Below are 23526 nucleotides of genomic sequence, written 5' to 3' on the forward strand. Positions count from 1 at the left end.
TAACAGATACGGTATTCATGGAAAGTCCTATCAGCATCGGCATTAAAAAGGCACGACACTCAAGAAAAAGCGGGCCATCATGGACATCACTTCGGCACCGTCAATACGACTATTGGTACGATATTCGATGCGCGCATCGGCAACTCTAGTCGACGAAACAATATTGCCGGAACCCACGAAAATAGGGTCAACCACACCAGAGAAACGAATAAATTCAGCTCCCTTATCCAGCGAGACTTGCTTCTCACCAGCGACCACCAGATTGCCATTCGACAGTACATCGATGACGGTAACGGTGATGGTACTCACAAAATTATTACTGGAAGTAACGGCACCCTTCTCTGCAAATTGCGCAGCCGACGATGCACTCGCGTTCAGATTCTGAGTCACACCACCAAACAAACCAAACAGGCTGGGTGCCGCTGCATTCACGCTACCGGATTTGCTGCCGGAGCTACCCGCAAGTTTGCCTGCAGAGCTATTTTCGTTAATCGTGATCGTAATCGTGTCGCCTATCAGACGCGCACGCTTATCTTCAAAAATTGGGCGGTAGGAAGCCGATTGAAAAATTGCACCGTTTGCCGCTGGCTTAATGGCGCTGGCAGACTGTGGTCGCGCCGACAATGGTGTCTGCACTATTGTTTCTGGCATGCCGCCGCAACCGCCGAGAAAGACGATAGCGACCAGCATCAGATTAAGTAACTTGCTCTTCATTACAACTCCTCTACGCTCCAGACTGCTTAGATCTGTGTCAAGCGTTGCAGCATTTGATCCGACGTCGTAATCGCCTTGCTGTTGATCTCGTAAGCACGTTGTGTCTGGATCATATTGACCATTTCTTCAACAACGTTCACGTTCGATGTTTCTACATAATTCTGTTGCACGAAACCGGCGCCATTGGTGCCTGGATTGTTCGTAGTTGGATTGCCGGATGCGGTGGTTTCCACATATAGGTTTTCGCCCTTGCTCTCCAGACCAGCCGAATTGATGAAGGTCGCCAGTTGCAGCGTACCGACCTGAGTCTGCGCTGTGGTACCTGGCACAGTGACGCTCACGATACCGTCGCGGCTGACTGAAATCGCAGTGGCATTCGCAGGAATGATGATCGCAGGCTGAATCGGGAAACCGCTGGACGTCACCATCTGTCCCTGGTTATCACTCTGGAAGGAGCCATCACGCGTATAAGCGGTGGTGCCATCCGGCATCATCACCTGGAAGAAACCATCGCCCAGAATCGCCAGATCCTTGCTATTGCTGGTCAGTTGCAAATTGCCTTGCGTATGAATGCGCTCAGTTGCAACAGGACGCACACCGGTACCGATTTGCAAACCGGATGGCAGTTGTGTCTGCTGCGACGATGCCGCACCTGGTTGACGCAAGTTTTGATACAACAAGTCCTCGAATACAGCGCGCGTGCGCTTGAAGCCTGTAGTACTGACGTTGGCCAAGTTATTGGAGATAACGTCCATCTGCGTTTGTTGCGCATCCAGACCTGTTTTGGCTATCCATAGTGAACGTATCATTTTCTTCTCCAGTATTTCGGCAAACTACTTACGGACTCAGCATCCATCTTCATTTTGCCTGTACTCGCATTAACTCAAAGCGAGAAATTCAGTGGCTTTGGCAGCGTTACTCTCCGCATGCTTCAGCATATTCATGTTTAATTCAAACTGTCGCGCCAGGCTGATCATGTTGACCATGGCATCCACCACGTTGACATTGCTGCCTTCAACCGCACCGCTGATCACACCTACAGTGGCATCGACATCTGCCGGCTGGCCATCTTTGGTCACGAACAAGCCATCCGTACCGCGCACGAGATTGGCCTCGTCCGGATTAACCAATTTGAGACGAGCAATTTCAATCGTTGCACCCGGCGTCGTGCCGGAGTCAACGGAAGAAATCGTGCCATCCTTGGCAAATGAAATTTTCACGTTAGGTGGAATCGTGATCGGTCCACCATCCGCCAACACATTCAATCCGCCTTCAGTCTGCAAGACGCCGTTTTCATTCAGCTTCAAGCTGCCGCCGCGCGTATAACCTTCGGTACCGTCAGCGCGCTCAACAGCAAGCCAGCCTTTTCCCTGCACAGCAAGATCCAGCGTGCGGCCCGTCTGTTGAATCGGACCAGCACGGAAATCCGTGCCTACCGTAGAGTCAACGACAAAGGTGCGTGTCGGCAAACCATTGCTCACAACAGGCACGGCACGGAAAGTGTCGAGCTGGGCGCGGAAACCTGCTGTCGAGACGTTAGCCAGATTGTGTGAAGTCGTGGCCTGCTGCTCCAGAATCTGCTTGGCACCCGACATCGCGGTATAAATCAGCCTATCCATTTCATTCCTCCTGTGATCGTGCGTGTTCGTATGACAAGAAGACAAACACGCCGATCATTGGTCACCTTCATTAATGCAAATCGCTTAATGCATTAACGCAAATTCACCAAAGTCTGCATGATCTGATCCTGCGTCTTGATGGTTTGTGCATTGGCCTGGTAATAGCGCTGTGCAGTAATCATGTTGACCAGCTCTGCTGTCAAATCGACGTTCGATTCTTCAATTCGCGCCGATTGCACCGCACCCAGACCGCTACTACCAGGAGTACTGGTCAATGGCACACCGGATTCAGCTGTTTCCACCCATTGATTGTCGCCAATGTTTTGCAAGCCATTTGGATTGGCAAAACTGGACAGAATGACTTGACCCAACACGTTTACCTGGCCATTGGTGTAACGCCCGACGATGGAGCCGTCATTGGCAACATCAAAGCCGGTTAAGGTGCCTGCCGGATAACCATCTGGAAGCTGCTTATTAATGCCAAAGGTTTGAGCAAATTGCTGTGTACCTTTGTAATCGATAGCGATCTGGAAAGGCGTCGCTGCACCTGTAGTCACAGCCATGTCTGCAACTAATGGACTTGGCGTAGTGCCTACCAAGACGCCACCTGTACCGAAATCCATAGTTCCCAGTGGTATTGGTGGATTGGTTGCATCGGTCGGCAAGTTGTAGCCGATAGGTACGCCGTCATTGGTTGCAAATACGCTCCATTCGCCACCAGCGGTCTTGACATAGAAGGTACGTAGCACATGCGCGTTACCCAAACTGTCATACACAGATGCCGAAGTGGAATCGCTGAAGGTAGCCGGATCATCTGGATTAAAATTGAGCGGGTCCAATGCATCCTTGCGCGAATCCAGCGTCAGCTTGAGTTCGTACTTGGTCGTTGCTTTCGGAGCCAGATCAGCCTTGTTGATGATCAATTCAGTCGGTGCACCCGATTGAATCACACCGTTTGCATCGGCCATATAACCGGTCAGGCGCGCACCGGATGCGCTCTGGATATAACCTTCCTTCGTCAATTCAAACTGGCCGTTACGTGCATAGCTAATCGTGCCGCCGCTGCTCATACGGAAAAAACCGTCGCCATTGATAGCCATATCCAGCGGATTGTTCGACGCAGTGATATTGCCTTGGCTGAATAATTGCGCCACGCGTGCGATCTGGGTGCCGATACCGATCTGCGCTGCACCGGAACCAGACAATGTGCTGGCGTAGATGTCTGAAAACTGAACTTGCGATTGCTTGAAACCTACGGTGCCGGAGTTGGCAACGTTATTACCGATAGCTTCAAGACTTTTGCTTGCGGCATTCAATCCGCTCAAACCTTGTTGGAAACTACTCATTCTATTTCTCCTGGTTGATGTGCCGCTGCATTAAAGAATTTGACGTATATCTGAGAGATTCAATGCACCCAAACCAGGTACATTGATCTGCACACCGGTGGACGAAGTCGAGACAGTCGTGACTATGCCGAATTGCAGTGGATTGACCTTCACAGCCGTACCACCAAGGCTGGCAGTGACTTCAAATGTGTAATTGCCGTCTGGCGCTTTAGTGCCATCGGCCATACTGCCGTCCCACAACAGCGGCACCGTGCCGGCTGTTTGCTTGCCGAGATCGATAGTCTGGACGACCTTGCCTGTAGAGTCCTTGACTGTCACTGTTGCCGTATCCACAGCTTGCGGGAATTCAACACCCATCAAACCTTTGCTTTCTGTCAGGCTAATAGCCGATCCCGGAGCGAGCACACCGTGACCAATCATGTTCGCTGCTTGCAACGATTGGCTGGTCTGGTAACTACCCATCAAAGATTCCAACGTGCCATTCAACTTATCGATACCGGTGACGGTCGACAATTGCGCCAACTGGCTGGTGACTTGTGCGTTATCCAGTGGATTCAGCGGATCCTGATTTTTCATCTGCGTTACCAACAAGGTCAGAAAGCGATCCTGCGCTTCTTCTGCCGTACTTTTTTTGCTGGCGCTGGCACCATTCATCTGGTCCAGCAATGCTTGCGGCAGAACGGTGGTATTACTGTTGACTGCGGTCATGATGAGTCCTTATTGTTTTTACTGACCGAGCGTCAGCGTTTTAAGTAGCATCGTCTTCGCCGTGTTCATGGTTTCGACGTTGGTCTGATAGGAGCGTGAAGCGGAGATCATATTGACCATCTCTTCCACCACGTTGACGTTCGGCATCGCGACGTGGCCGGTTTCATCCGCATTCGGATGTTTCGGATCGAAGACCATCTTTAATGGAGAAGCATCTTCGACCACACGATTGACTTTGACGCCAGTTGAAGTAGCACCACCCTTCATTGGCAGCGATTGAAACTCCACCTGTTTCGCGCGATACGTCTTGCCGTTTGCACTGGTCGTGCTTTCCGCATTGGCGATATTGCTCGATACCACATTGAGGCGCTGACTTTGCGCACTCATGGCCGAACCGGCGACGTTGAAAATATTAAATAGCGACATGGTTATTGTCCTTGGATGGCGGTAAGCATTCCCTTGATCTTCGACGAGACAAGTGTCAGGCCGACCTCGTAGCGCATGGCGTTATCAGTAAACTGATTACGCTGCACATCCATATCCACGGTATTGCCGTCGACATTGCCCTGCTGCGTATTGCTGTACAGTAGCGGCGCACCACCCAAGGTTGGCAACACCTTAGATGACAAATGCGTCGTCGATGTTTTAGCCAATTCATTCGGCGATGCCGCCGCGCCAGTACTGCGTGCTAGCGCGCCTTGCAAGGCCTTGTTAAAATCGATGTCACGCGCCTTGAAGTTAGGCGTGTCCGCATTCGCAATATTCGATGCCAGCAATTGTTGGCGTTGCGCACGCAAACTCAGTGCCGTCTCCTGAAAGCGCATCAAGTCATCAAGTTTTCCGATCATTACGACCTCCGAAGTGTGCATTCAAGGATTGGCTACCTTGCACTGATAATGGATTTGTATAGCGTCGATCATACGGAGCACCCCTACGCTTCGATCAAACGATAAGAAGACAAAAATCCATGCTATTCCCGGCTTTACCTGCGCTCGAAATCAGTACCATGATCGAGCAATCACTACATTGGCCGCCATGAAACACTCTTTCCACATCGCTATCGCCGCTCTCTCCGCCTTGCTTTCATTGCCTACGCAACTAGCATTGGCACAGACCGCCGCTGAGCCGCGTCAGGATCTGGCTGTGCTGAAACAGACGGCTGAACAGTTCTTACGTACACAGGCAACCGGATTGCCTGGCGAAGTACAGGTAACGGTCGGGGCGATCGATCCCCGCATGAAGTTGCCGGCTTGCACTGTGCCGGAAGGATTTTTGCCGCCAGCCAGCAAGGCTTGGGGGAAAACGACGGTAGGCATACGTTGTAACGCGCCATCGGCGTGGACTATTTACGTTTCAGCGCAGGTGCGGGTACATGGTGAATACATCGCCGCCGCCGCACCATTAGCGCAAGGACAAACCATCACCCAGGGCGATATCGCCAAGGTCAAGGGCGACCTGACTAATTTGCCGTCCGGCGTCATTACTGACGCATCGCTGGCAATCGGCCGTACCGCAGCCACCACCATTTCATTAGGCTCACCGTTGCGCCAGGACGCTTTACGCAATCAGCAGGCGATACAGCAAGGTCAGGCAGTACGCGTCGTTTTTAATGGTGACGGCTTCAGCGTATCCAGCGAAGCACGCGCCTTGAACAATGCAAACGAAGGGCAATTGACACAAGTACGCACACCGGCAGGCCAGGTTGTGAGCGGAATTGCGAAGTTGGGCGGGATAGTAGAGTTAACGTATTAGCAACATAAATTAATACACAATGTTTTACGTTTCACCTATTTAGGACTAAAGTTTGCCGTGATTACGCCGATAGACCAAGCAGAGATAGGCGTTTTGCCGCAAACCAAACGGGGTGATGTCGTGAAAATTAATGACGCAAGTAAGAAAATCGCAGGAGTAGGCGTTGCAGCAACGCAAACTCGTGCTGGGAAGGCGCCGGAGAAAGCTGATACTGGCGCGGCCTCTTCCAATGTAACGTTGTCGACACAGGTGCAGGCACTGACAAGTCAAGTTTCCAGTGCCAGCGTATTTGATGCTAAAAAAGTTGATGAGATCAAGGCAGCGATTGCCGGTGGTCAATTCCAGGTGAATGCAGAACGCGTTGCCGACGGATTGATGGATACGGTAAAAGACCTGATCTCCGCACGTAAAGGTTAATAAACATGGATTCGTTCGGTACCAGCCCTGCAGATAGTTTGAGTGAAGAACACAAAGCCGTTCGTGCTCTGACGCAATTATTGAAGCTGGAACAAGAGCACCTGATTGCCGCTGATATCGATGGCATCTCTGCTCTGACCGAAGCGAAAGCCAAAGCAGCCGCGCACATGACTGAGCTGGCAACAGGTCGCCACAAAGCCTTGGCTGCAGCAGGTTTCGAAGCAAAAGAATCCAGCATGAAGACTTGGTTGGAAAGCTCCGGCGCCTCGGCAACCACGAGCAAATCCTGGCATGAACTCATAGAGTTGGCTGAAGAGGCCAAAGAACTCAATCGCGTCAACGGGACGCTGATCAACAAACAAATGGTGCGCAATCAAAACGTACTCAACATTTTGCAGCACGGCAACGTGCAAGGCAGCAGCGTCTACGGCCCTAACGGCCAAACCGCAAACAAAACCGTCAGCCGCCATATCGTAACTGGTTAAAGCGCACACTCGCTCGCAGGTCTATCTCTAGAAAAGCGCGCCAGAAGTTTTAAAAGAAAAAGCCACCAAACATCTTGGTGGCTTTTTCTTTTTGCGGAATCAGAATCCCGTACAGGCAAATACTACCTATCGACGCGGCGCATAAATATCGCGTCCGGCTTCATCGATCTGGCGACGCAAGGCACGTCGCTCATCTGCAGACAAACGTCCATCCCGGCGCGACTGGTCCTGCTGTCTTTCCATATTGCGGTTGTTATCGTAATTGCGCTCGGCTTGCTGACGACGTCCATCATCGCCACCGCGATTCTGCTCGCCTCTATTGCGATCGTTTTGCACGTAGGAACCGAATGTATTGCTTTGAAAACGCGACTGTGCAAAAACCGCCGTCGTACCAGCAAACGTACTGACCAGCAGCAATACCAATCCCATTCTTTTCAATGTTATATTCATCATCATCTTCCGCAGCACTTTTGGATGCCTGGCAAATATTTATTAACCATGCACAAAGTTTATGCTGCTTTGCCTCAAGCCCTAAGTTCATTTCCGTAAAGGTTGTAACACTTTGTAATGCCTACACTCCTCGCTATGTCGAGAAGTCTTTCTGACGTTACCATAGCAAAATGAATACGACAAATCCACCCAGCAAGGACACGGCCCACTCCACCAATTCTCACCAGACAAAAATTCTGGTAGTAGATGACGATCTGCGTTTGCGCGATCTGCTGCGCCGCTATCTCGCCGAGCAGGGATTCAATGTAGTCACCGCAGAGAATGCGCAAGCCATGAATAAGCTCTGGCTGCGTGAACGCTACGATTTACTGGTACTCGACCTGATGTTACCGGGAGAAGACGGCCTGTCGATCTGCCGACGTCTGCGAGGTGCCGGCGACAAAACACCTATCATCATGCTCACAGCCAAAGGCGAAGATGTCGATCGCATCGTCGGCCTGGAAATGGGCGCCGACGATTATCTCGCCAAACCTTTTAATCCACGCGAATTAGTTGCGCGCATCAGCGCCGTCTTGCGCCGTGTCGCCCCAGACGAAATCCCTGGCGCACCATCCGAGACACCGCAATCCTTTACCTTCGGCGAGTTCGTGCTCGATCTAGGCACACGCACGCTGAAGAAAAATGATGAAACCATACCGCTGACTACCGGCGAATTTTCTGTGTTGAAAGTCTTTGCACGTCATGCACGTCAACCTCTTTCTCGTGAAAAATTGATGGAACTGGCGCGTGGCCGCGAATATGAAGTATTCGATCGTAGCCTGGATGTGCAAATTTCGCGCCTGCGCAAACTGATAGAACCTGACCCTTCCACGCCGCTGTATATTCAAACCGTGTGGGGTCTCGGCTATGTCTTCATTCCAGAAGGCAAGCCGCGCTAAGGTAGCGCTGGCCGACTGAAAACGCAAAGGATGCCCACCACATCAAATCGCCTGAACTGGATTAAAAGCGGCCTGTTCTGGCGCACTTTTTTCCTGCTCGCTTTTGTGATCGCAGCCAGTATGGCTGCGTGGGTTGCCAGCTATCGCGTCGTTGAACAAACCCCACGCGCCAATCAAATTGCAGCACAAGTGATCTCTGTCGTCACCATCACGCGCGCTGCGCTGACTCACTCCGCACCTGATTTACGCCGCGAACTCCTGTTCGATCTATCAAGCAACGAAGGCATCCGCGTGTATCCGCTGGAGGATACCGATCGCGTCGAGCCACCTACCAATAACAGTTTGATGCGCACCATCCAGGAACATGTGCGTGCCGGTCTGGGGCAAGACACGCGTTTTGCACGTACAGTCAACGATGTTGCCGGATTCTGGGTCAGCTTCACGATCTCCGATGACGAATACTGGCTGATGCTGGATCGTGATCGAATCGAAGGCAGCTCCGGCGCGCAATGGGTCGGCTGGGGTGCAGCAACGCTATTGTTATCGTTGATCGGCGCGATGATTATTTCTGGCTTGATCAATCAACCGCTGGCACGCCTGACCGCCGCCACACGTGCCATCGCCAATGGACAGCGTCCACCGCCATTACCGGAACGCGGCCCGACAGAAATTCGCGAAGCCAATCACAGCTTCAATCAAATGGTGGACGATCTCAACCGCGTGGAATCTGATCGCACCGTTGTACTCGCCGGCATCTCGCATGATCTGCGTACGCCACTCGCACGCATGCAACTGGAAGTAGAATTGGCGCGATTGCCAGATGCGGCACGCGAAGGCATGCAGTCCGATCTGGAGCAGATGGATGCCATCATCGGCCAGTTCCTCGACTATGCAAAGCCGGCCGACAGCACACATTTCCAACCCGTTGATATGACAGCGCTGATCACCAGCACTGCGCATGAAGCAGCGCGTTTGACTGACGTACGTATCACCAGCAAGATCGACGACAACATCACCGTGCTCGGCAATGCCATTGACATCAAACGTGTCGTTAGCAATCTGATTGAGAATGCGCGGCGCTATGGCAAAGCGGATGGCACTGATTTTGTAGAAATCGATCTATCCTGCCATGTGGAAGGCGACAAAGTCATTGTTGAAGTTGCCGATCATGGCGCTGGTGTACCGGAAGCGGAAATCGACAGATTGCTGCGTCCCTTCACACGGATGGATAGCGCACGCGGACAAGCAAATGGTGCAGGACTGGGCTTGGCGATCGTCGATCGTATCGTCAAGAGACACGGTGGAAAATTACAACTCTCGAATCGGAATGGCGGTGGTCTGGCCATACAAATCGTGCTGCACAATGCGAAAAAACGATACGGTCATTTCGCTACATAGAAGCATCACACTATCGCAGCAGGCAAAATAAAACGCACATGCTCTTCAAGAGGATGTGCGTTTTATTTTAGATTCACGTTCCTGCAATCAGAACGCTGAATTTAAATTCAGACTCTTTCGTCTTTTACTTCGGTAATCACACCTTCGATGATGATGTCATTGCGCGATTGCTGATAAGCGCGCTCAGCGGTAAAGCGAGCCTTCGCTGCTTTACGTTTTTTGAACAGCAAAACTGGAATCAGCAACCAGCTCAGCAACAAGACCGTTACGACGACAAGCAATCCTGCCGCCAGGACTAAGCCCAACACCAGCCACGCGATCAGACGCGAGAAAAATCCGCCAGATTGATGACGGCGGAATAGTTGTTGCCAGTTTTGAGCCTGTTGGCTGAAAAAGAAAGATGCCATAGTTGTAATCACTCCTGTCTCTTTAGTATACGCCAAATAGGCGCAACCGATTGTTTCCCGACTTATCCTGCTATGCCCATGCTGGGCATGCCTGCATACAGTCCGTTTTCAAGTAGATAGCGATTCTTCTTGAAAATTCAATACATAATCACTTTTATTCGAGAAATTCGCTGCAAGAAGGTCAAAAATACAGCGAATGCTGAAAAAATTATCCTTTTTGCATGACCTGGATGCGCTACGCGCGCAACAGACATAACATTTTTATACGGTTCGATAAATCAAGGCGACAGCTTCGGCAGCGATACCTTCTTCGCGCCCCAGATAGCCGAGTTTCTCATTCGTCTTCGCTTTGATATTGACTTGATTAATCGCCACACCCAAGTCTTCTGCGATATTCGCCACCATGCCTGGAATATGCGGCGCCATTTTCGGCTTTTGCGCAATGATGGTCGCATCCACATTACCGATGCTGAAACCAGCCGCTGCCACGCGCTTGACCGCTTCACGCAACAAGACGCGTGAATCTGCGCCAGCAAACTCAACCGCCGTATCCGGAAAATGTCGTCCGATATCACCCAATGCTGCTGCGCCAAACAGGGCGTCAGTAATCGCATGCAGCAACACATCCGCATCCGAATGCCCCAGCAAACCCGTCGTATGCGGAATCGTCACGCCACCTATGATCAGCTTGCGACCTTCAACCAGTGCGTGGCAGTCGTAACCTTGTCCGACGCGAAATGGAACACTCATACAAATCCTTTTAAATAAAGTTCGGCAAGCGCCACATCATGCGGCAGCGTCACCTTGAAATTACGTGCATCGCCTTCGACCAGCTTGGGCTGCAAACCCAGTGCCTCGATTGCGCTTGCTTCATCCGTCACTGCCACCGCCTGCTCCAGCGCGCGACGTAGCAAGCCGTAGCGAAACATTTGCGGCGTCTGCGCTGCCCACAGGCGATCACGCGCGACTGTTTGATCGACACGCCCTTTTTCGCCAGCGCGCTTCAACGTATCGACCACAGGCACGGCCAACAAACCGCCTACTTCGTCGTCTCGCAGGATATTGATCAGTTTATCGATCAGCGTGATGCTCAGTCCAGGACGAGCCGCATCATGCACCAGCACCCAATCTTCATCATCAACCATCTCGCGCATCGCATGTAAGCCGTTCAATACCGACTGATGCCGTGTTGCACCGCCAACGCGCAATACCGTGACGTAGGAACTGTCGTGCAAGGCCGCCATCGTCGCATCGATATAACCATCCTCGGCACTTGCCACGACAAAGGTATGCGCAATCGAATCTGCACTGGAAAACGTATCCAGCACATGCCGCAGCATAGGTTTGCCGGCAATCGGCACATATTGTTTTGGAATCTTTTCGCCCATGCGTGCGCCAACACCGGCGGCAGGGATCAAGGCGAAATAGCGAGGTAAATTCATGTTGTCGTGGTGGGAAAATGCGTAGCTGCGTGCATGGGTGCGCTCTATTGTAGGGAAATTGTTATCCGAATACGCACGCGCCCGACGTAAAGAAGGGCTTGGTTTATAATCGCATCATAATTTTTCACTGTCAAATGAAGTGCGTATAGGCAAGTTGCAGGCACTTTGTGACCACCCTGACATTTTCAATGTCGCTATTTGATGTCATTCGACCTAAAAAAATCTCTCCCCAAGCCCGGTTCGCGTTTCGTTCTGCCTCCTGTTCATGGTTCAGCGGATGCTTATGTGCTGGCGCAAGCCGCCGCAGAACTGAAATCGCAAAAGCGTATGTTGACGGTCGTCGTGGCGAACGCCAGTGATGCACAACGCCTGCTAGCTGAAATCCCCTGGTTCGGTAAAGAACAGAACAATCTACGCTGTCACCTGCTACCGGATTGGGAGACGTTGCCCTACGATGCCTTCTCACCGCATCAAGATCTCGTCTCCGAGCGTCTGGCGACCTTGTACGAGGTTTTAAACGGGCAATGCGATGTCTTGATCGTGCCGGCCACCACTGCGTTGGTGCGCATGGCACCGCCCGCCTTCCTCGCGTCCTACACCTTCTTCTTCAAACAAGGCGAAACGCTGGATGAAGCGAAGCTGAAAGCGCAGTTGCAGCTCGCCGGCTACAGCCCAGTCAAGCAAGTGATGTCGCCTGGCGAATATTCGGTGCGCGGCGGCTTGATCGATATCTTCCCTATGGGCTCCGTCTTGCCGTATCGCATCGATTTGTTTGGCGACACGATAGATACGATACGCACTTTCGACGCGGACTCGCAACGCTCGCTGTATCCAGTCAAGGAAGTACGCCTGCTGCCGGCACGCGAATTTCCTATGGACGAAGAAGCGCGCACCGCATTTCGCGGTCGTTGGCGCGAGCTGTTCGAAGGCGATCCTAGCCGCTCGGTGATTTACAAAGACATAGGCAGCGGCATCGCATCCGCCGGTATTGAATACTATCTGCCGCTGTTCTTTGAAGAAACCAACACGCTATTTGACTATCTGCCAACAGATACGACCTTCGCACTCATAGGCGATATAGAAGCAGCGATCAAACGTTTCTGGGACGATACGCAATCTCGTTATCGTTTCCTCAAATCGGATCGCGAGCGCCCTATCCTCGCGCCGGAACAAATTTTCCTCAGCGACGAAAATTTCTTCACGCTGGCAAAACCTTACGGTCGCTGGATACTGCAAAACGAAGACGTCGCCTCCGAACTATCTGCGCCGCTACCGAATATCGCCGTCAATCGTCGTGCCGACGATCCATTGGTCAATCTACGCTCGTATCTGCTGCAAACTGATAAGCGTGTATTGATCTGTGCAGAAACCAACGGTAGACGCGAAACGCTGCAGCAATATTTCAACGAATACGATCTGTCGCTCGCACCTGCAGAGAGCTTTGCCGATTTCAGTACCGCATCCGCCAAGCTGATGCTCGGCGTTGCTCCTATGCATGCCGGTTTCGAACTTGGCCATGCATTGGGTGGCTTCGCCTTTATTACTGAAACCGAGTTGTACGCCGGCTCTGGCCGTCGCGTCGGCAGCAAAAAGCAGGAAGGCGCGACCCAAGTCGAGTCGATGGTGCGCGATCTGTCCGAACTCAAAATCGGCGATCCTGTGGTGCACGTCAATCACGGTATAGGCCGCTACATGGGCCTTATCAGCATGGATCTCGGTGAAGGCGAAACCGAATTCCTACATCTAGAATACGCCAAGGACACCAAGCTCTACGTGCCTGTATCGCAGTTGCACGTGATCTCACGTTATTCCGGCGCATCACCGGAAGATGCGCCCTTGCATGCACTCGGTTCTGGCCAGTGGGAAAAAGCCAAGCGCCGTGCCGCTGAAAAAATCCGCGACACTGCTGCCGAACTTTTGAATCTGTACGCCCGCCGCGCACTGCGCGAAGGCCACAGCTTTGAATATTCGGCACACGATTACGAAGCCTTTGCAGAAAGCTTTGGCTTCGAAGAAACCGCCGATCAAGCCGCTGCGATCAATGCCGTCATCAAGGACATGACCAGCGGCAAGCCTATGGACAGACTGATCTGCGGCGACGTCGGCTTCGGCAAAACAGAAGTCGCCTTGCGCGCCGCATTCGTTGCTGTACTCGGTGGCAAACAGGTTGCGATTCTGGCGCCAACAACTCTGCTCGCAGAACAGCATGCGCAAACCTTTGCCGATCGCTTCGCCGACTGGCCGGTACGTATCGCAGAACTGTCTCGCTTCCGCACTGCGAAGGAAGTCACGCAAGCAATCAAGGGCATGGCCGACGGCACACTGGATATCGTCATCGGCACGCATAAACTGCTGTCAGCCGATATCAAGTTCTCGCGACTCGGCCTCGTCATCATTGATGAAGAACATCGTTTTGGCGTACGACAAAAAGAAGCGCTGAAAGCATTGCGCGCCGAGGTCGATGTACTGACGCTCACTGCGACACCTATCCCACGCACATTGGGCATGGCACTGGAAGGCTTGCGCGATTTTTCCATCATCGCCACCGCGCCGCAGAAACGTCTAGCCATCAAGACTTTCGTCCGCAGTGAAAACGATTCCGTCATACGCGAAGCCTGCCTGCGTGAATTGAAGCGCGGCGGACAGGTTTACTTCTTGCACAATGAAGTGGAAACCATCCAGAACCGCAAAGCGATGCTGGAAGAGTTGATGCCGGAAGCACGCATAGGCGTGGCGCACGGCCAGTTGCACGAGCGCGATCTGGAGCGTGTCATGCGCGACTTTGTGGCGCAACGCTTCAACATCCTGCTGTGTACGACGATTATCGAAACCGGCATTGACGTCCCGACAGCCAACACCATCATCATGCACAGAGCCGACAAATTCGGTCTGGCACAATTGCATCAATTACGTGGTCGCGTCGGTCGTTCGCATCATCAGGCTTACGCTTATTTGCTGGTACACGATGTACAAGGTTTGACCAAACTGGCGCAACGTCGACTCGATGCGATTCAGCAGATGGAAGAACTGGGCAGTGGCTTCTACCTCGCGATGCACGATCTGGAAATCCGTGGTGCCGGCGAAGTGTTGGGTGACAATCAATCCGGCGAAATGAGCGAGATCGGCTTCCAGCTTTATTCAGATATGTTGAATGAAGCAGTGCGCTCGCTGAAAAGCGGCAAGGAACCTGACCTCGCAGCACCGCTCTCGACCACAACCGAAATCAATCTGCACGTGCCCGCCTTGTTGCCTAGCACCTATTGCGGCGATGTACATGAGCGCCTGTCTATCTATAAGCGTCTGGCCAATTGCAAAACGCAGGAAGCCGTCACTGATCTGCAGGAAGAATTAATCGATCGTTTTGGGAAATTGCCTGATCCAGCACAAGCGCTGGTGGAAACGCATAGATTGCGGGTAGCTGCTGTGCCGGTTGGCATCATCAAGATTGACGCGCACGCAGAATCTGCCACACTGCAATTTGAGCCGAATCCACCGATCGATGCGATGCGCATCATTGAGCTGATTCAAAAGAATCGTCATATCAAATTGAACGGCCAGGATAAATTACGCATCACGGCCAATATGCCTGATCTGGCGGCACGCGTGCTGCAGATCAAGAACACGATACGCGCACTACTCGCATAAGAACTTAACTGAATTGATAAACTCATGAATCTGATCTTGCAAGGACTTAACACCCAACGCCATATCGTCGAACAAATCGCCGGTCTTGCCCGTCCACGCTCGATTATCGCCATCAATGAGCATGCCTACCGCTGCACCGATATCAGTTACAACGATGAAGTGAAGTCGCAAATCGATATCGCCGCCTGGGCTGCCAAACTGGACTACGCGTTCATCGAACGCAGCCGCACATTGTCGGACTTCAAGCTGGTCGCGATGGATATGGATTCGACGCTGATCACGATTGAATGCATAGATGAAATCGCCGACATGCAAGGCTTGAAGCCGCAAGTTGCAGAAATCACGGAAGCCGCCATGCGCGGCGAACTGGAATTCAAGGAAAGCCTGACCCGTCGTGTCGCCCTGCTCAAAGGTCTCGATGCCAGCGCGCTACAACGTGTCTACGATGAACGTCTGGGGCTGTCACCAGGCGCAGAAAGAATGCTGACGGCAATACAGGCTGCAGGTATGAAAACCTTGCTGGTATCCGGCGGCTTTACCTTCTTTACAGACATGATGAAACAGCGCCTCAACCTCGACTACACCCATTCCAACCAGTTGGAAATCATTGACGGCAAACTGACCGGCCGCGTCATCGGCGACATCGTTGACGGCGAGGAAAAGAAGCTGACTGTGGAGCGCGTCTGCAAAGAACTAGGAATCTCACCAAAACAAGCGATAGTCATGGGTGATGGTGCCAATGATTTGCGGATGATGAGTATTGCCGGATTGTCCGTCGCATTCCGTGCCAAACCAGTGGTGCGAGCACAAGCGGATATCGCCTTGAATTTTGTCGGTCTGGATGGCGTGTTGAATCTGTTGCCTAACTAATTAGGCATTAGCGGCTGACGGCAGGACATGTAGCTCGTTTGCCCAACGTGCGCCTAAAACCTGCTTACTGATAAAAAATACTCGCCCGGTGCCGAGTTTATTGCTTTCCCTGCCAAATTTCCTTTATGCTCTAAACAATCTTAAGTAAAAAAGATCATCGTAGTTCAGGTTATTGATGTTTTTGAGAAGTCCCTCTCATTGAAAATCATTTGCTTCGACCATCATGATGAATACCTTTGGACCTCGGCAGGTTGAAACATCCAGCTGGCAGCGCTGGATCAAGGAAGCCGTACATTTTTCCGGCAAGCATCTGGCACTCAATGTGTGTCTAGTGCTTGCGACGATAGGCTTGTTCGGATCGTTCCCGCCCTTGGTTCTGATCATCGTTTCGCCGGTTCTGGTCGGTGTCTTCGTACTGGTCGCATACAGCGCCGACACCAAGCAACCCGTTCTGCAAATTCTAAAATCCTCACCCGCTGGACTTCTACGTATTCTGCTGTGCTCGGCCGCTACGGTTCTGATCATGGCGCTCGTCATTTCCGCCACTGTACTTCTCATCAAAGGATCTGTCGTTGCGCCGGAATCCACCGTTCCCTATATCGCGCAATCCTATGACGTCAGTGACTTCATGGGTGGCTCCAAGGCATTGTTCACTATCGGAATCTGGCTGCTTGCGATCCTGCCGTGGTTCGCAATCCCACTTTTCGTGTGCACCAGTCTGTCTTTGAGGATGTGCCTGGATAATACCTTCGTCGCATTTAATCAAAACAAATTCGTCGTGGTCGTCGTATTTCTATGTGTGCTCGTTCTGATGGGCGGTGCACTATTCCACGGTCTGACCGTTGTGCCGCTCTACCCTGTCTTGGGTGGACTCTTGTACGCATCTTATCGCCACATTTTTCTCGGTCTGCCGCCAGCTGAACCGCAAAAAGAAAAAATCAAGGTGCCACTGTTTGCTCGCTTCATGCAATCAAAGTGAAACCTTGTATGCTCTTCTGATACGATCATCACCATCTGATTGTGCATTGAAGCAGCAAGGGAAAATCATGCTGCAAGGAACTCTGCCGGACAATTGATATCCTAATTACATACTCACAAGAAAATATCATCATGGACCAGCAACTCGTTTTAGACACCTCAACACAATCCGCCAAGAACCTCGCATGGTGGCTATACATCGCGCATGCAGCCAGCTTGCTGTTTTCGCTGGGTGCGTTTTCTTTCATTCCACTGATACTCAACTACGTCAAACGCGAAGATTCTGCCAATACCTTCGTCTACAGCCATCACGGCTGGCAGATTCGTTCGTTCTGGTGGTATCTGGTGTGGATGACGCTGGGCGGCGTATTGTTTCTGACCTTTGTCGGCATTCCTGCCGCATTTTTGATCTGGGGCATCGCTTGGCTGTGGAAGCTGTATCGTCTGATCAAGGGCATCGTCGATTTGAACGATAACAAACCCATGCCTTAGGCTTGTTCAGCTTGACCTCATAAAAAAAGCATCCGTATGGATGCTTTTTTCTTTGTGCGACACAACCTTCCTACTGCTTAAGCAGACGCTAACGCCGCCTCTTCCACTACCAATGGAATCACAGGATTCCAGCAAGCCAGACGCTCGCCGCCCAGGGTAATCACCGCTGGTCGTTCACTCAAGCACCGCTCTTGCACATTGCTGCAACGAGGGGCGAAACTACAACCCGGTGGCAAGGCCGATAAATCCGGTGGCGAACCCGGCACGGCCAGCAAAGGCTTGCCGCGATTCTCGGTGCCTACAGTCGAAGCGAGCAAACCGGCAGTGTATGGATGACGTGGCGTGTGCACGATGCCGCTGACGGTATTTTCTTCCACGATGCGTCCGCCATACATGACAGCAATACGATCCGCTACTTCAACTGCTGCGCCAATATCATGAGTGACGAAGATGACCGACATGCCCGTTTCTTTTTGCAGCTCACGCAGCAAGAGCAAAATCTGAATCTGCACCGTCGCATCCAGCGCCGTCGTCGGTTCATCCGCCAGCAATAGTTTAGGTTTGCATGCCAGTGCCAAAGCGATCATCGCGCGCTGACGCATACCACCTGATAGCTCATGTGGATACGCATCGTAACGACGTCGCGCCTGTGGAATTTGCACGCGCTCCAGCATTTGCAGCGCACGTTGCATCGCAGTCTTGTGATCGACTGCTTCATGCGCACGTATTGCTTCGGTAATTTGCTGACCGATGGTGTAGACAGGATCAAAAGCCAACCCCGGCTCCTGAAACACCATAGACGTCGTGCCACCACGATATGCCTCCAGATCGCGCCCTTTTAATGCCAGCACATCTGCGCCATCCACTTCTATGCTGCCGCTGATGCGCGTGGTGCGTTGTGGATGCAGACGCAGCAAAGTGCGCAAGGTGACGCTCTTGCCGGAACCGGATTCGCCCAACAAACCCAGGACTTCTCCAGCCTGCAATTCAAAGCTGACTTTATCCAGCGCATTCGCACGACGATTGCCATGGAATTCCACACTCAGATCACGTACCGAGACCAAAGGCTTGCTCATGCCGCCACCTCCATCAAGGTTTGCGTATGGCCAGATTGCGGATCATTCATGTGGCAGGCAACGGTATGTCCGACATTGCCTTCAGCCGCCATCAATGCCGGCACCTGCGCTGCACATACGGCTTCCGCATGCGGACAACGCTCACGAAAACGACAGCCGCTCGGTGGATTGATAGGATTCGGCGGATCGCCGCTGAGTGGCGAATGCTGGGTACGATTGGCTGGATCCATGGACGGCACTGCGGACAACAAGGCGCGTGTGTATGGATGTCTGGAATTGCCGTAAATATTTTCTACCGGTCCCATCTCCACCACCTGCCCCATATACATCACCATTACTTCATCACTGATGTAATGCACTACATGCAGATCGTGCGAAATGAAAAGATAGGTCAGATCATGCTCAGCCTTGAGTTCCTGCAACAAGTTCAAGACTTGCGCCTGCACCGACTTATCCAGCGCTGCAACAGCTTCATCGAGTATCACCAAGCGCGGCTCGAAAGCCAATGCACGTGCAATATTGACGCGCTGACGTTGGCCGCCCGACAGTTCATGCGGATAGCGTGTCGCAAATTGCTCAGGCTTTAAGCCAACTCGCGCCAACAGTGCATGTGCACGCGCCATTGCATCCGCTTTCGATACGCCATGTGCCTGCGGACCGTAAGCTACTGTTTCGCTAATCGTCAGACGCGGATTGAGTGAAGCAAATGAATCCTGAAATACCATCTGCAAATTACGGCGGAATTCCTTGAATTCGATACCACCGAATTCAGCTACGCCTTCGCCATCAAAAATCATGCTGCCGCTATCCGGCGTTACCAGACGTGCGATCAAACGCGCAGTCGTCGACTTGCCGCAACCGGATTCACCGACTATGCCCAGCGTCTTGCCCTTGGCGACCGAGAAGCTGACGCCATCGACGGCATGCACAAATTTGCGTTCGCGCTGGAACATGTCACCACGCACGGGGAAATATTTCTTGAGATCCTTGATCATCAACAAAGGCTGTGCAGGACCGCCTTTATCTGTTGAAGCCAGGTTTACAGTTTCTTGTTTCATCGGCGGATATCCATAGCAGAGCGCACACCATCGGCGAGTAAGTTAAAGCCGATAGACGTGATGAAAATCAGCAAGCCGGGCAAAGCCGCGACCCACGGATTGCGAAAGATGGCCGAACGCAAGGTGTTGAGCATCAAACCCCATTCAGGCTCTGGCGGCTTGACACCCAGGCCGAGGAAGGACAAACCGGCTGCGAGAATCATGCTGACGCTGAGCAAGCCGGTCGCGTAGACGAATACTGGTCCGAGCACATTGCCGAGCACATGCACACGGATAATGGAAAATGCGCTGGCACCACTCATGCGCGCTGCTTCGATGTAATCCAGCTTGCGCACTTGCGTGGTCACGCTTTCGGCCACACGCACCACTTGCGGCACGAAGACCAACGTCAAGGCCAAAATACTGTTCGTCATGCCAGGACCCAACGCGCCCGAGATCGCCACCGCCAACAACACTGATGGGAAGGCATAGAACACATCCAGCACGCGCATGATGATCATATTCAAACGACCACCAACATAACCAGCCAGCAAACCGATAGAAGTACCAATACCAAAAGCGGCCAGCACCGGTGTCACGCCCATCAACAAGGACAAGCGTCCGCCGTACATCAGGCGACTCAGCATGTCGCGACCAAGCTCATCGGTACCCAGCCAATAACCCTCACTACCGATAGGTAGCAAACGTTTGATCATGCTGCCCTTGTACGGGTCCATCGGCGCCAGCCAAGGTGCGAATACCGCCGCACAAACAATCAGCAAGACCACCAATGCAGCAGTCATGGCAACCGGATCGCGCATCAACTGACGCAATACGACCGTCCAGTAACCACGCGCCGGTGCCGGCATTACCGACACTGCAGCTTGCGTTCCAAATTTTAAAGATAAGGCCATAGTCAACGTCCCATACGTGGATCAAGCAACGGTTGCAGGATATCGACGATCAAATTCAAGCCAACGAAGAACATGCACAGCACGAGTATCGTGCCTTGCAGCAGCGGCATATCGCGCTGAAAGATCGCAGTGTTGAGTAGGAAGCCGGTGCCAGGCCATGCGAATACGGTTTCCACCAGTATCGAGCCACCCATCAGATAACCAATCTGCAAACCTGCAACGGCCAGCACGGTTGGTGCAGTGTTCTTCGCGATATGGCGGAAGATGGCGCGATTGTTCAAGCCACGTGCACGCAAGGCAATCACGAACTCCTGCTCCAGCATGTCAGCCACCAAGGCACGCACAGTGCGCGTAATGATGCCCATAGGGATCACTGCCAGCGTAATCGCAGGAAGTATCAAATGACGTATATGTGCGTAATCCCACAGCCATTCGGATGAGCCGCCCGGCCCGGCACCCATCGCCGGAAACCAACCCAGCCAGATGGAGAAAATAATAGTGAGCACCAAGCCCAGCCAGTAGTGCGGCACACTCACGCCTATGACGGACAAAAAGGTAGCGATGCGATCGATCCAGCCGCCATGCCAGTAACCGGCCAGCGCACCCAGCACACAACCGAACAGCACGCCGATAAAACCAGCCACGCCAGCCAGCAACAAGGTATTACTCACGGCGCTCATGACTTCAGTCACGACTTCACGACCGGAAGCAATCGAGGTCCCTAGATCGCCTTGCACTGCGCGCAGCAGCCACATGCCGTATTGCACCGGCACAGGTTTATCCAGACCGTAAGCACTCTTCAGTGCAGCGATGACATCGGCAGGTGCATCGGCAGGCGCAATTGCATTCAGCGGATCGCCAGGTGCCAGATACACCAGCATGAAAGACAGTAGCGTGACGCTCAACGCAATCGGTATTGCATACAGCAGACGCTTCAGAATGTAGGAAAACATGGACAACTTTCAGTAGTACAGAAGATGGGCGTATGAAGGGCGAAGCGCAGACCGCGCCTCGCCCCGAACGCTGTGTTACATACGGATCGTGGTCAGATCCTGGAACCAGTGTTGAGCCTGGATAAAGCCCTTCACTTTTGGCGAAATCATGTGTGGATTGACGTCATGTACGACCCACAACATCAAGGCGTCATCGACCATCGCTTGATGCACTTGTGCCAGCAATTTGTCCTGCACTTTGGTATCGAAAGTTGTACGGATCTGATCCAGTTCTGCATCCACTTTTGGATTCGACCAACCACCCCAGTTCACACCATTCGGTGCGACATAACGACTATCGGCAAAGCGGGTCAATGCATAGAAAGGATCGGCAGTCACATAACCAAGGTTGATGGCAGTGATGCCTTTGCTTGCATTGATATCGCCCTTGGCGCCACTACGCCAGTGCAGGTAGAGAGTTTCCAGTTCCACGACTTCAAACTGAACCTGGATACCGATTTCCGCCAGACTTTGCTGTATGTATTCATTCATAGGCAGCGACAACATCTGACCGGTACCACCTTGTGCGATCACGATCTTCGCTTTCAAAGGTTTGCTTGGGCTGTAACCGGCTTGCGCCATCAATGCACGTGCAGCGGCAAGGTCGTACTTGATTTTGAAAGTCGGTTTACCGAACCATGGGCTGGTCGGATCAAGCTGACCGTAGGCTGGAACTGCCAGACCATTCATCAAGGCCACGATACCGCTGCGATCAACCGCCAGATTGGCTGCTTTACGTACGCGGATATCAGTCCATGGCGAACCAGGCTGGGTGCTGAAGTGGTAAGGCCAAACGTGCGGTGTGACGTTGGTGACCAGCTTGAAGCCCGAGCTTTTCAATTGCGGCAAAACGTCAGGTGGTGGCGTTTCGATGATATCGACCTGACCGTTCATCAAGGCATTCGCACGAGTCAATGCATCAGGGATAGGCAACAAGATGATGCGATCGGTTTGCGCCAGACGCGATTTATCCCAGTAGTTCGGATTTTTCACGAGTTCAGCACGTTCACGCGGCACCAACTTATCCAGCTTGAATGGACCTGTACCGGATGCTTGCGAAGCAAACTTGTTCCAGTCCTTGCCGACTTTTTCCCACTGTGCAGGGCTGGAAATCAGGAACCATGGCAATTGATAAGGGAACAGTGCATCGACATCTTTGGTTGTGATTTCAACCGCGTAATCGTTGACCTTGCGATACGACACGATGGAAGGAATACGCGGACGTACTTGCGCACTTTGCTTGGCATCGAACTGTGGCGATTTGTCGTTCAATACCTTGTCCAGATTCCACACTACGGCATCAGCCTTGAAGTCGGAACCGTCATGGAATTTCACGCCTTTACGCAGCGTGAACATCCATTTCTTTTGATCCTTGGGATCAACCTTCCATTCAGTTGCAAGACCCGGAATCAACTTGCCCGGACGCGTGCCGATATTCGCTTCCCACGCGATCAACGGATCGTAAATCGTGTGACCTGTAAATTGATAAGCACCAGCACCACGATCCGGCTGGCCTGTAGTCAGCGGAATATCCGCCATCGAGATCCCGTAGCGTGCTACTGTTTCGGCATGTACCTCCGAATGCAGTGCCAGCGCGACAGGTACCACCATCAACCATCGTGCAATCCATTTATCCAACGACATAACAATCTCCCAGTAAATAAGCCACCAAAACAATGTGACATGCCAGAGATAAGCACGTGGCATGCCAACCCTTGCATTCATGGAAGATTCCTCTCTGACAAGAGGCGTGTATCTCTTACTTCACTTAGCAATTTCCGTACGCGGCACTTCCCTCTTCTGAGCCCAAGTTCGCGCAATCATGATGCGCATATTCACGTGAGCA

At 52.3% G+C, this 23526-nt stretch carries 25 protein-coding genes; 9 read left to right on the forward strand and 16 right to left on the reverse strand.

The features are described from left to right. Window positions 1-42 precede the first annotated feature (42 nt). From BQ6873_RS04675 to flgB, 7 genes are all read right to left on the reverse strand, one after another. A complete protein-coding gene (locus BQ6873_RS04675) occupies window positions 43-714 on the reverse strand; it encodes a flagellar basal body L-ring protein FlgH (RefSeq protein ID WP_076591610.1) in 672 nt (223 codons plus the stop codon). Between the two features lie 26 nt (window positions 715-740). Next, window positions 741-1523 (reverse strand): flagellar basal-body rod protein FlgG, encoded by a 783-nt coding sequence (gene flgG, locus BQ6873_RS04680; protein ID WP_076591611.1) that lies wholly within the window; start codon window positions 1521-1523, stop codon window positions 741-743. 69 nt (window positions 1524-1592) lie between these two features. Next, a complete protein-coding gene (flgF, locus tag BQ6873_RS04685) occupies window positions 1593-2333 on the reverse strand; it encodes a flagellar basal-body rod protein FlgF (RefSeq protein WP_076591612.1) in 741 nt (246 codons plus the stop codon). Between the two features lie 92 nt (window positions 2334-2425). Continuing rightward, window positions 2426-3679, reverse strand: a complete 1254-nt coding sequence (gene flgE, locus BQ6873_RS04690; protein ID WP_076591613.1) for a flagellar hook protein FlgE — start codon at window positions 3677-3679, stop codon at window positions 2426-2428. Between the two features lie 30 nt (window positions 3680-3709). After that, complete coding sequence (gene flgD, locus BQ6873_RS04695) at window positions 3710-4387, reverse strand: flagellar hook assembly protein FlgD (protein ID WP_076591614.1); 678 nt, start codon at window positions 4385-4387, stop codon at window positions 3710-3712. 18 nt (window positions 4388-4405) lie between these two features. Then, on the reverse strand, window positions 4406-4813 hold the full coding sequence (gene flgC, locus BQ6873_RS04700; RefSeq protein ID WP_076591615.1) for a flagellar basal body rod protein FlgC: 408 nt from the start codon (window positions 4811-4813) through the stop codon (window positions 4406-4408). 2 nt (window positions 4814-4815) lie between these two features. Then, window positions 4816-5235, reverse strand: a complete 420-nt coding sequence (flgB, locus tag BQ6873_RS04705; protein WP_076591616.1) for a flagellar basal body rod protein FlgB — start codon at window positions 5233-5235, stop codon at window positions 4816-4818. 187 nt (window positions 5236-5422) lie between these two features. Here flgB and flgA point away from each other — a divergent pair, with 187 nt between their 5' ends. The 3 genes from flgA to BQ6873_RS04720 are packed head-to-tail and all read left to right on the forward strand — an operon-like array spanning window position 5423 to window position 7041. After that, a complete protein-coding gene (gene flgA / locus BQ6873_RS04710; protein WP_076591617.1) occupies window positions 5423-6139 on the forward strand; it encodes a flagellar basal body P-ring formation chaperone FlgA in 717 nt (238 codons plus the stop codon). A 57-nt stretch (window positions 6140-6196) separates the two neighbouring features. After that, window positions 6197-6556, forward strand: a complete 360-nt coding sequence (gene flgM / locus BQ6873_RS04715; RefSeq protein WP_231949279.1) for a flagellar biosynthesis anti-sigma factor FlgM — start codon at window positions 6197-6199, stop codon at window positions 6554-6556. Between the two features lie 5 nt (window positions 6557-6561). Further along, the gene (locus BQ6873_RS04720; protein WP_076591618.1) at window positions 6562-7041 is read left to right on the forward strand and encodes a flagella synthesis protein FlgN; all 480 of its coding nucleotides are present in this window, start codon (window positions 6562-6564) and stop codon (window positions 7039-7041) included. Between the two features lie 126 nt (window positions 7042-7167). Here the strand turns inward: BQ6873_RS04720 and BQ6873_RS04725 are convergent, their stop codons facing one another. After that, window positions 7168-7491 carry a hypothetical protein gene (locus tag BQ6873_RS04725; RefSeq protein ID WP_076591619.1) on the reverse strand — a complete coding sequence of 108 codons (324 nt, stop codon included), beginning with the start codon at window positions 7489-7491 and terminating at the stop codon, window positions 7168-7170. Window positions 7492-7661: 170 nt separating this feature from the next. On the opposite strand from BQ6873_RS04725, the gene ompR reads away from it, so the two are divergent. Continuing rightward, entirely contained in the window at window positions 7662-8429 is a 768-nt protein-coding gene (ompR, locus tag BQ6873_RS04730; RefSeq protein ID WP_076591620.1) for an osmolarity response regulator transcription factor OmpR, read from the forward strand. Between the two features lie 30 nt (window positions 8430-8459). Then, window positions 8460-9827: a sensor histidine kinase gene (locus tag BQ6873_RS04735; protein ID WP_076591621.1), complete on the forward strand. Its 1368-nt coding sequence runs from the start codon at window positions 8460-8462 to the stop codon at window positions 9825-9827. 107 nt (window positions 9828-9934) lie between these two features. Here BQ6873_RS04735 and BQ6873_RS04740 read toward each other — a convergent pair whose 3' ends face one another. The 3 genes from BQ6873_RS04740 to ispD all read right to left on the reverse strand — a co-directional run bounded on the left by BQ6873_RS04740 (window position 9935) and on the right by ispD (window position 11676). Then, window positions 9935-10234, reverse strand: coding sequence for a hypothetical protein (locus BQ6873_RS04740; RefSeq protein WP_076591622.1), 300 nt, complete (start codon window positions 10232-10234; stop codon window positions 9935-9937). A gap of 261 nt (window positions 10235-10495) precedes the next feature. Further along, a complete protein-coding gene (gene ispF, locus BQ6873_RS04745) occupies window positions 10496-10984 on the reverse strand; it encodes a 2-C-methyl-D-erythritol 2,4-cyclodiphosphate synthase (protein ID WP_076591623.1) in 489 nt (162 codons plus the stop codon). Then, window positions 10981-11676: a 2-C-methyl-D-erythritol 4-phosphate cytidylyltransferase gene (gene ispD / locus BQ6873_RS04750; RefSeq protein WP_076591624.1), complete on the reverse strand. Its 696-nt coding sequence runs from the start codon at window positions 11674-11676 to the stop codon at window positions 10981-10983. Before ispD ends, ispF begins: the two co-directional genes overlap by 4 nt. 201 nt (window positions 11677-11877) lie before the next feature. Between ispD and mfd the strand changes: the two genes are divergently transcribed. The 4 genes from mfd to BQ6873_RS04770 all read left to right on the forward strand — a co-directional run bounded on the left by mfd (window position 11878) and on the right by BQ6873_RS04770 (window position 17661). Further along, complete coding sequence (gene mfd / locus BQ6873_RS04755) at window positions 11878-15321, forward strand: transcription-repair coupling factor (RefSeq protein ID WP_076591625.1); 3444 nt, start codon at window positions 11878-11880, stop codon at window positions 15319-15321. Between the two features lie 24 nt (window positions 15322-15345). Further along, complete coding sequence (gene serB, locus BQ6873_RS04760) at window positions 15346-16191, forward strand: phosphoserine phosphatase SerB (RefSeq protein ID WP_076591626.1); 846 nt, start codon at window positions 15346-15348, stop codon at window positions 16189-16191. A gap of 223 nt (window positions 16192-16414) precedes the next feature. Continuing rightward, on the forward strand, window positions 16415-17170 hold the full coding sequence (locus BQ6873_RS04765) for a hypothetical protein (RefSeq protein WP_076591627.1): 756 nt from the start codon (window positions 16415-16417) through the stop codon (window positions 17168-17170). Window positions 17171-17301: 131 nt separating this feature from the next. Further along, window positions 17302-17661, forward strand: a complete 360-nt coding sequence (locus tag BQ6873_RS04770; protein ID WP_076591628.1) for a DUF4870 family protein — start codon at window positions 17302-17304, stop codon at window positions 17659-17661. A 77-nt stretch (window positions 17662-17738) separates the two neighbouring features. Here the strand turns inward: BQ6873_RS04770 and BQ6873_RS04775 are convergent, their stop codons facing one another. From BQ6873_RS04775 to BQ6873_RS04795, 5 genes are all read right to left on the reverse strand, one after another. Then, the gene (locus BQ6873_RS04775; protein ID WP_076591629.1) at window positions 17739-18737 is read right to left on the reverse strand and encodes an ABC transporter ATP-binding protein; all 999 of its coding nucleotides are present in this window, start codon (window positions 18735-18737) and stop codon (window positions 17739-17741) included. Next, entirely contained in the window at window positions 18734-19795 is a 1062-nt protein-coding gene (locus BQ6873_RS04780) for an ABC transporter ATP-binding protein (RefSeq protein WP_076591630.1), read from the reverse strand. The genes BQ6873_RS04775 and BQ6873_RS04780 overlap by 4 nt, the downstream gene beginning before the upstream one ends. Beyond that, on the reverse strand, window positions 19792-20688 hold the full coding sequence (locus BQ6873_RS04785; protein ID WP_076591631.1) for an ABC transporter permease: 897 nt from the start codon (window positions 20686-20688) through the stop codon (window positions 19792-19794). The genes BQ6873_RS04780 and BQ6873_RS04785 overlap by 4 nt, the downstream gene beginning before the upstream one ends. A gap of 2 nt (window positions 20689-20690) precedes the next feature. After that, window positions 20691-21641, reverse strand: a complete 951-nt coding sequence (locus BQ6873_RS04790; RefSeq protein WP_076591632.1) for an ABC transporter permease — start codon at window positions 21639-21641, stop codon at window positions 20691-20693. 75 nt (window positions 21642-21716) lie between these two features. Continuing rightward, window positions 21717-23324, reverse strand: coding sequence for an ABC transporter substrate-binding protein (locus BQ6873_RS04795; RefSeq protein WP_157889204.1), 1608 nt, complete (start codon window positions 23322-23324; stop codon window positions 21717-21719). Window positions 23325-23526 lie beyond the last annotated feature (202 nt).

The organism is Herminiimonas arsenitoxidans (assembly GCF_900130075.1).
In the GTDB taxonomy this organism is placed as follows: domain Bacteria; phylum Pseudomonadota; class Gammaproteobacteria; order Burkholderiales; family Burkholderiaceae_D; genus Oxalicibacterium; species Oxalicibacterium arsenitoxidans.

Excerpts from the sequence above, each read along its gene's own strand:
- BQ6873_RS04675 (WP_076591610.1), bottom strand. The coding sequence starts at position 714 with ATGAAGAGCAAGTTACTTAATCTGATGCTGGTCGCTATCGTCTTTCTC.
- flgG (WP_076591611.1), bottom strand. The coding sequence starts at position 1,523 with ATGATACGTTCACTATGGATAGCCAAAACAGGTCTGGATGCGCAACAA.
- flgF (WP_076591612.1), bottom strand. The coding sequence starts at position 2,333 with ATGGATAGGCTGATTTATACCGCGATGTCGGGTGCCAAGCAGATTCTG.
- flgE (WP_076591613.1), bottom strand. The coding sequence starts at position 3,679 with ATGAGTAGTTTCCAACAAGGTTTGAGCGGATTGAATGCCGCAAGCAAA.
- flgD (WP_076591614.1), bottom strand. The coding sequence starts at position 4,387 with ATGACCGCAGTCAACAGTAATACCACCGTTCTGCCGCAAGCATTGCTG.
- flgC (WP_076591615.1), bottom strand. The coding sequence starts at position 4,813 with ATGTCGCTATTTAATATTTTCAACGTCGCCGGTTCGGCCATGAGTGCG.
- flgB (WP_076591616.1), bottom strand. The coding sequence starts at position 5,235 with ATGATCGGAAAACTTGATGACTTGATGCGCTTTCAGGAGACGGCACTG.
- flgA (WP_076591617.1), top strand. The coding sequence starts at position 5,423 with ATGAAACACTCTTTCCACATCGCTATCGCCGCTCTCTCCGCCTTGCTT.
- BQ6873_RS04720 (WP_076591618.1), top strand. The coding sequence starts at position 6,562 with ATGGATTCGTTCGGTACCAGCCCTGCAGATAGTTTGAGTGAAGAACAC.
- BQ6873_RS04725 (WP_076591619.1), bottom strand. The coding sequence starts at position 7,491 with ATGAATATAACATTGAAAAGAATGGGATTGGTATTGCTGCTGGTCAGT.
- ompR (WP_076591620.1), top strand. The coding sequence starts at position 7,662 with ATGAATACGACAAATCCACCCAGCAAGGACACGGCCCACTCCACCAAT.
- BQ6873_RS04735 (WP_076591621.1), top strand. The coding sequence starts at position 8,460 with ATGCCCACCACATCAAATCGCCTGAACTGGATTAAAAGCGGCCTGTTC.
- BQ6873_RS04740 (WP_076591622.1), bottom strand. The coding sequence starts at position 10,234 with ATGGCATCTTTCTTTTTCAGCCAACAGGCTCAAAACTGGCAACAACTA.
- ispF (WP_076591623.1), bottom strand. The coding sequence starts at position 10,984 with ATGAGTGTTCCATTTCGCGTCGGACAAGGTTACGACTGCCACGCACTG.
- ispD (WP_076591624.1), bottom strand. The coding sequence starts at position 11,676 with ATGAATTTACCTCGCTATTTCGCCTTGATCCCTGCCGCCGGTGTTGGC.
- mfd (WP_076591625.1), top strand. The coding sequence starts at position 11,878 with ATGTCATTCGACCTAAAAAAATCTCTCCCCAAGCCCGGTTCGCGTTTC.
- serB (WP_076591626.1), top strand. The coding sequence starts at position 15,346 with ATGAATCTGATCTTGCAAGGACTTAACACCCAACGCCATATCGTCGAA.
- BQ6873_RS04765 (WP_076591627.1), top strand. The coding sequence starts at position 16,415 with ATGATGAATACCTTTGGACCTCGGCAGGTTGAAACATCCAGCTGGCAG.
- BQ6873_RS04770 (WP_076591628.1), top strand. The coding sequence starts at position 17,302 with ATGGACCAGCAACTCGTTTTAGACACCTCAACACAATCCGCCAAGAAC.
- BQ6873_RS04775 (WP_076591629.1), bottom strand. The coding sequence starts at position 18,737 with ATGAGCAAGCCTTTGGTCTCGGTACGTGATCTGAGTGTGGAATTCCAT.
- BQ6873_RS04780 (WP_076591630.1), bottom strand. The coding sequence starts at position 19,795 with ATGAAACAAGAAACTGTAAACCTGGCTTCAACAGATAAAGGCGGTCCT.
- BQ6873_RS04785 (WP_076591631.1), bottom strand. The coding sequence starts at position 20,688 with ATGGCCTTATCTTTAAAATTTGGAACGCAAGCTGCAGTGTCGGTAATG.
- BQ6873_RS04790 (WP_076591632.1), bottom strand. The coding sequence starts at position 21,641 with ATGTTTTCCTACATTCTGAAGCGTCTGCTGTATGCAATACCGATTGCG.
- BQ6873_RS04795 (WP_157889204.1), bottom strand. The coding sequence starts at position 23,324 with ATGTCGTTGGATAAATGGATTGCACGATGGTTGATGGTGGTACCTGTC.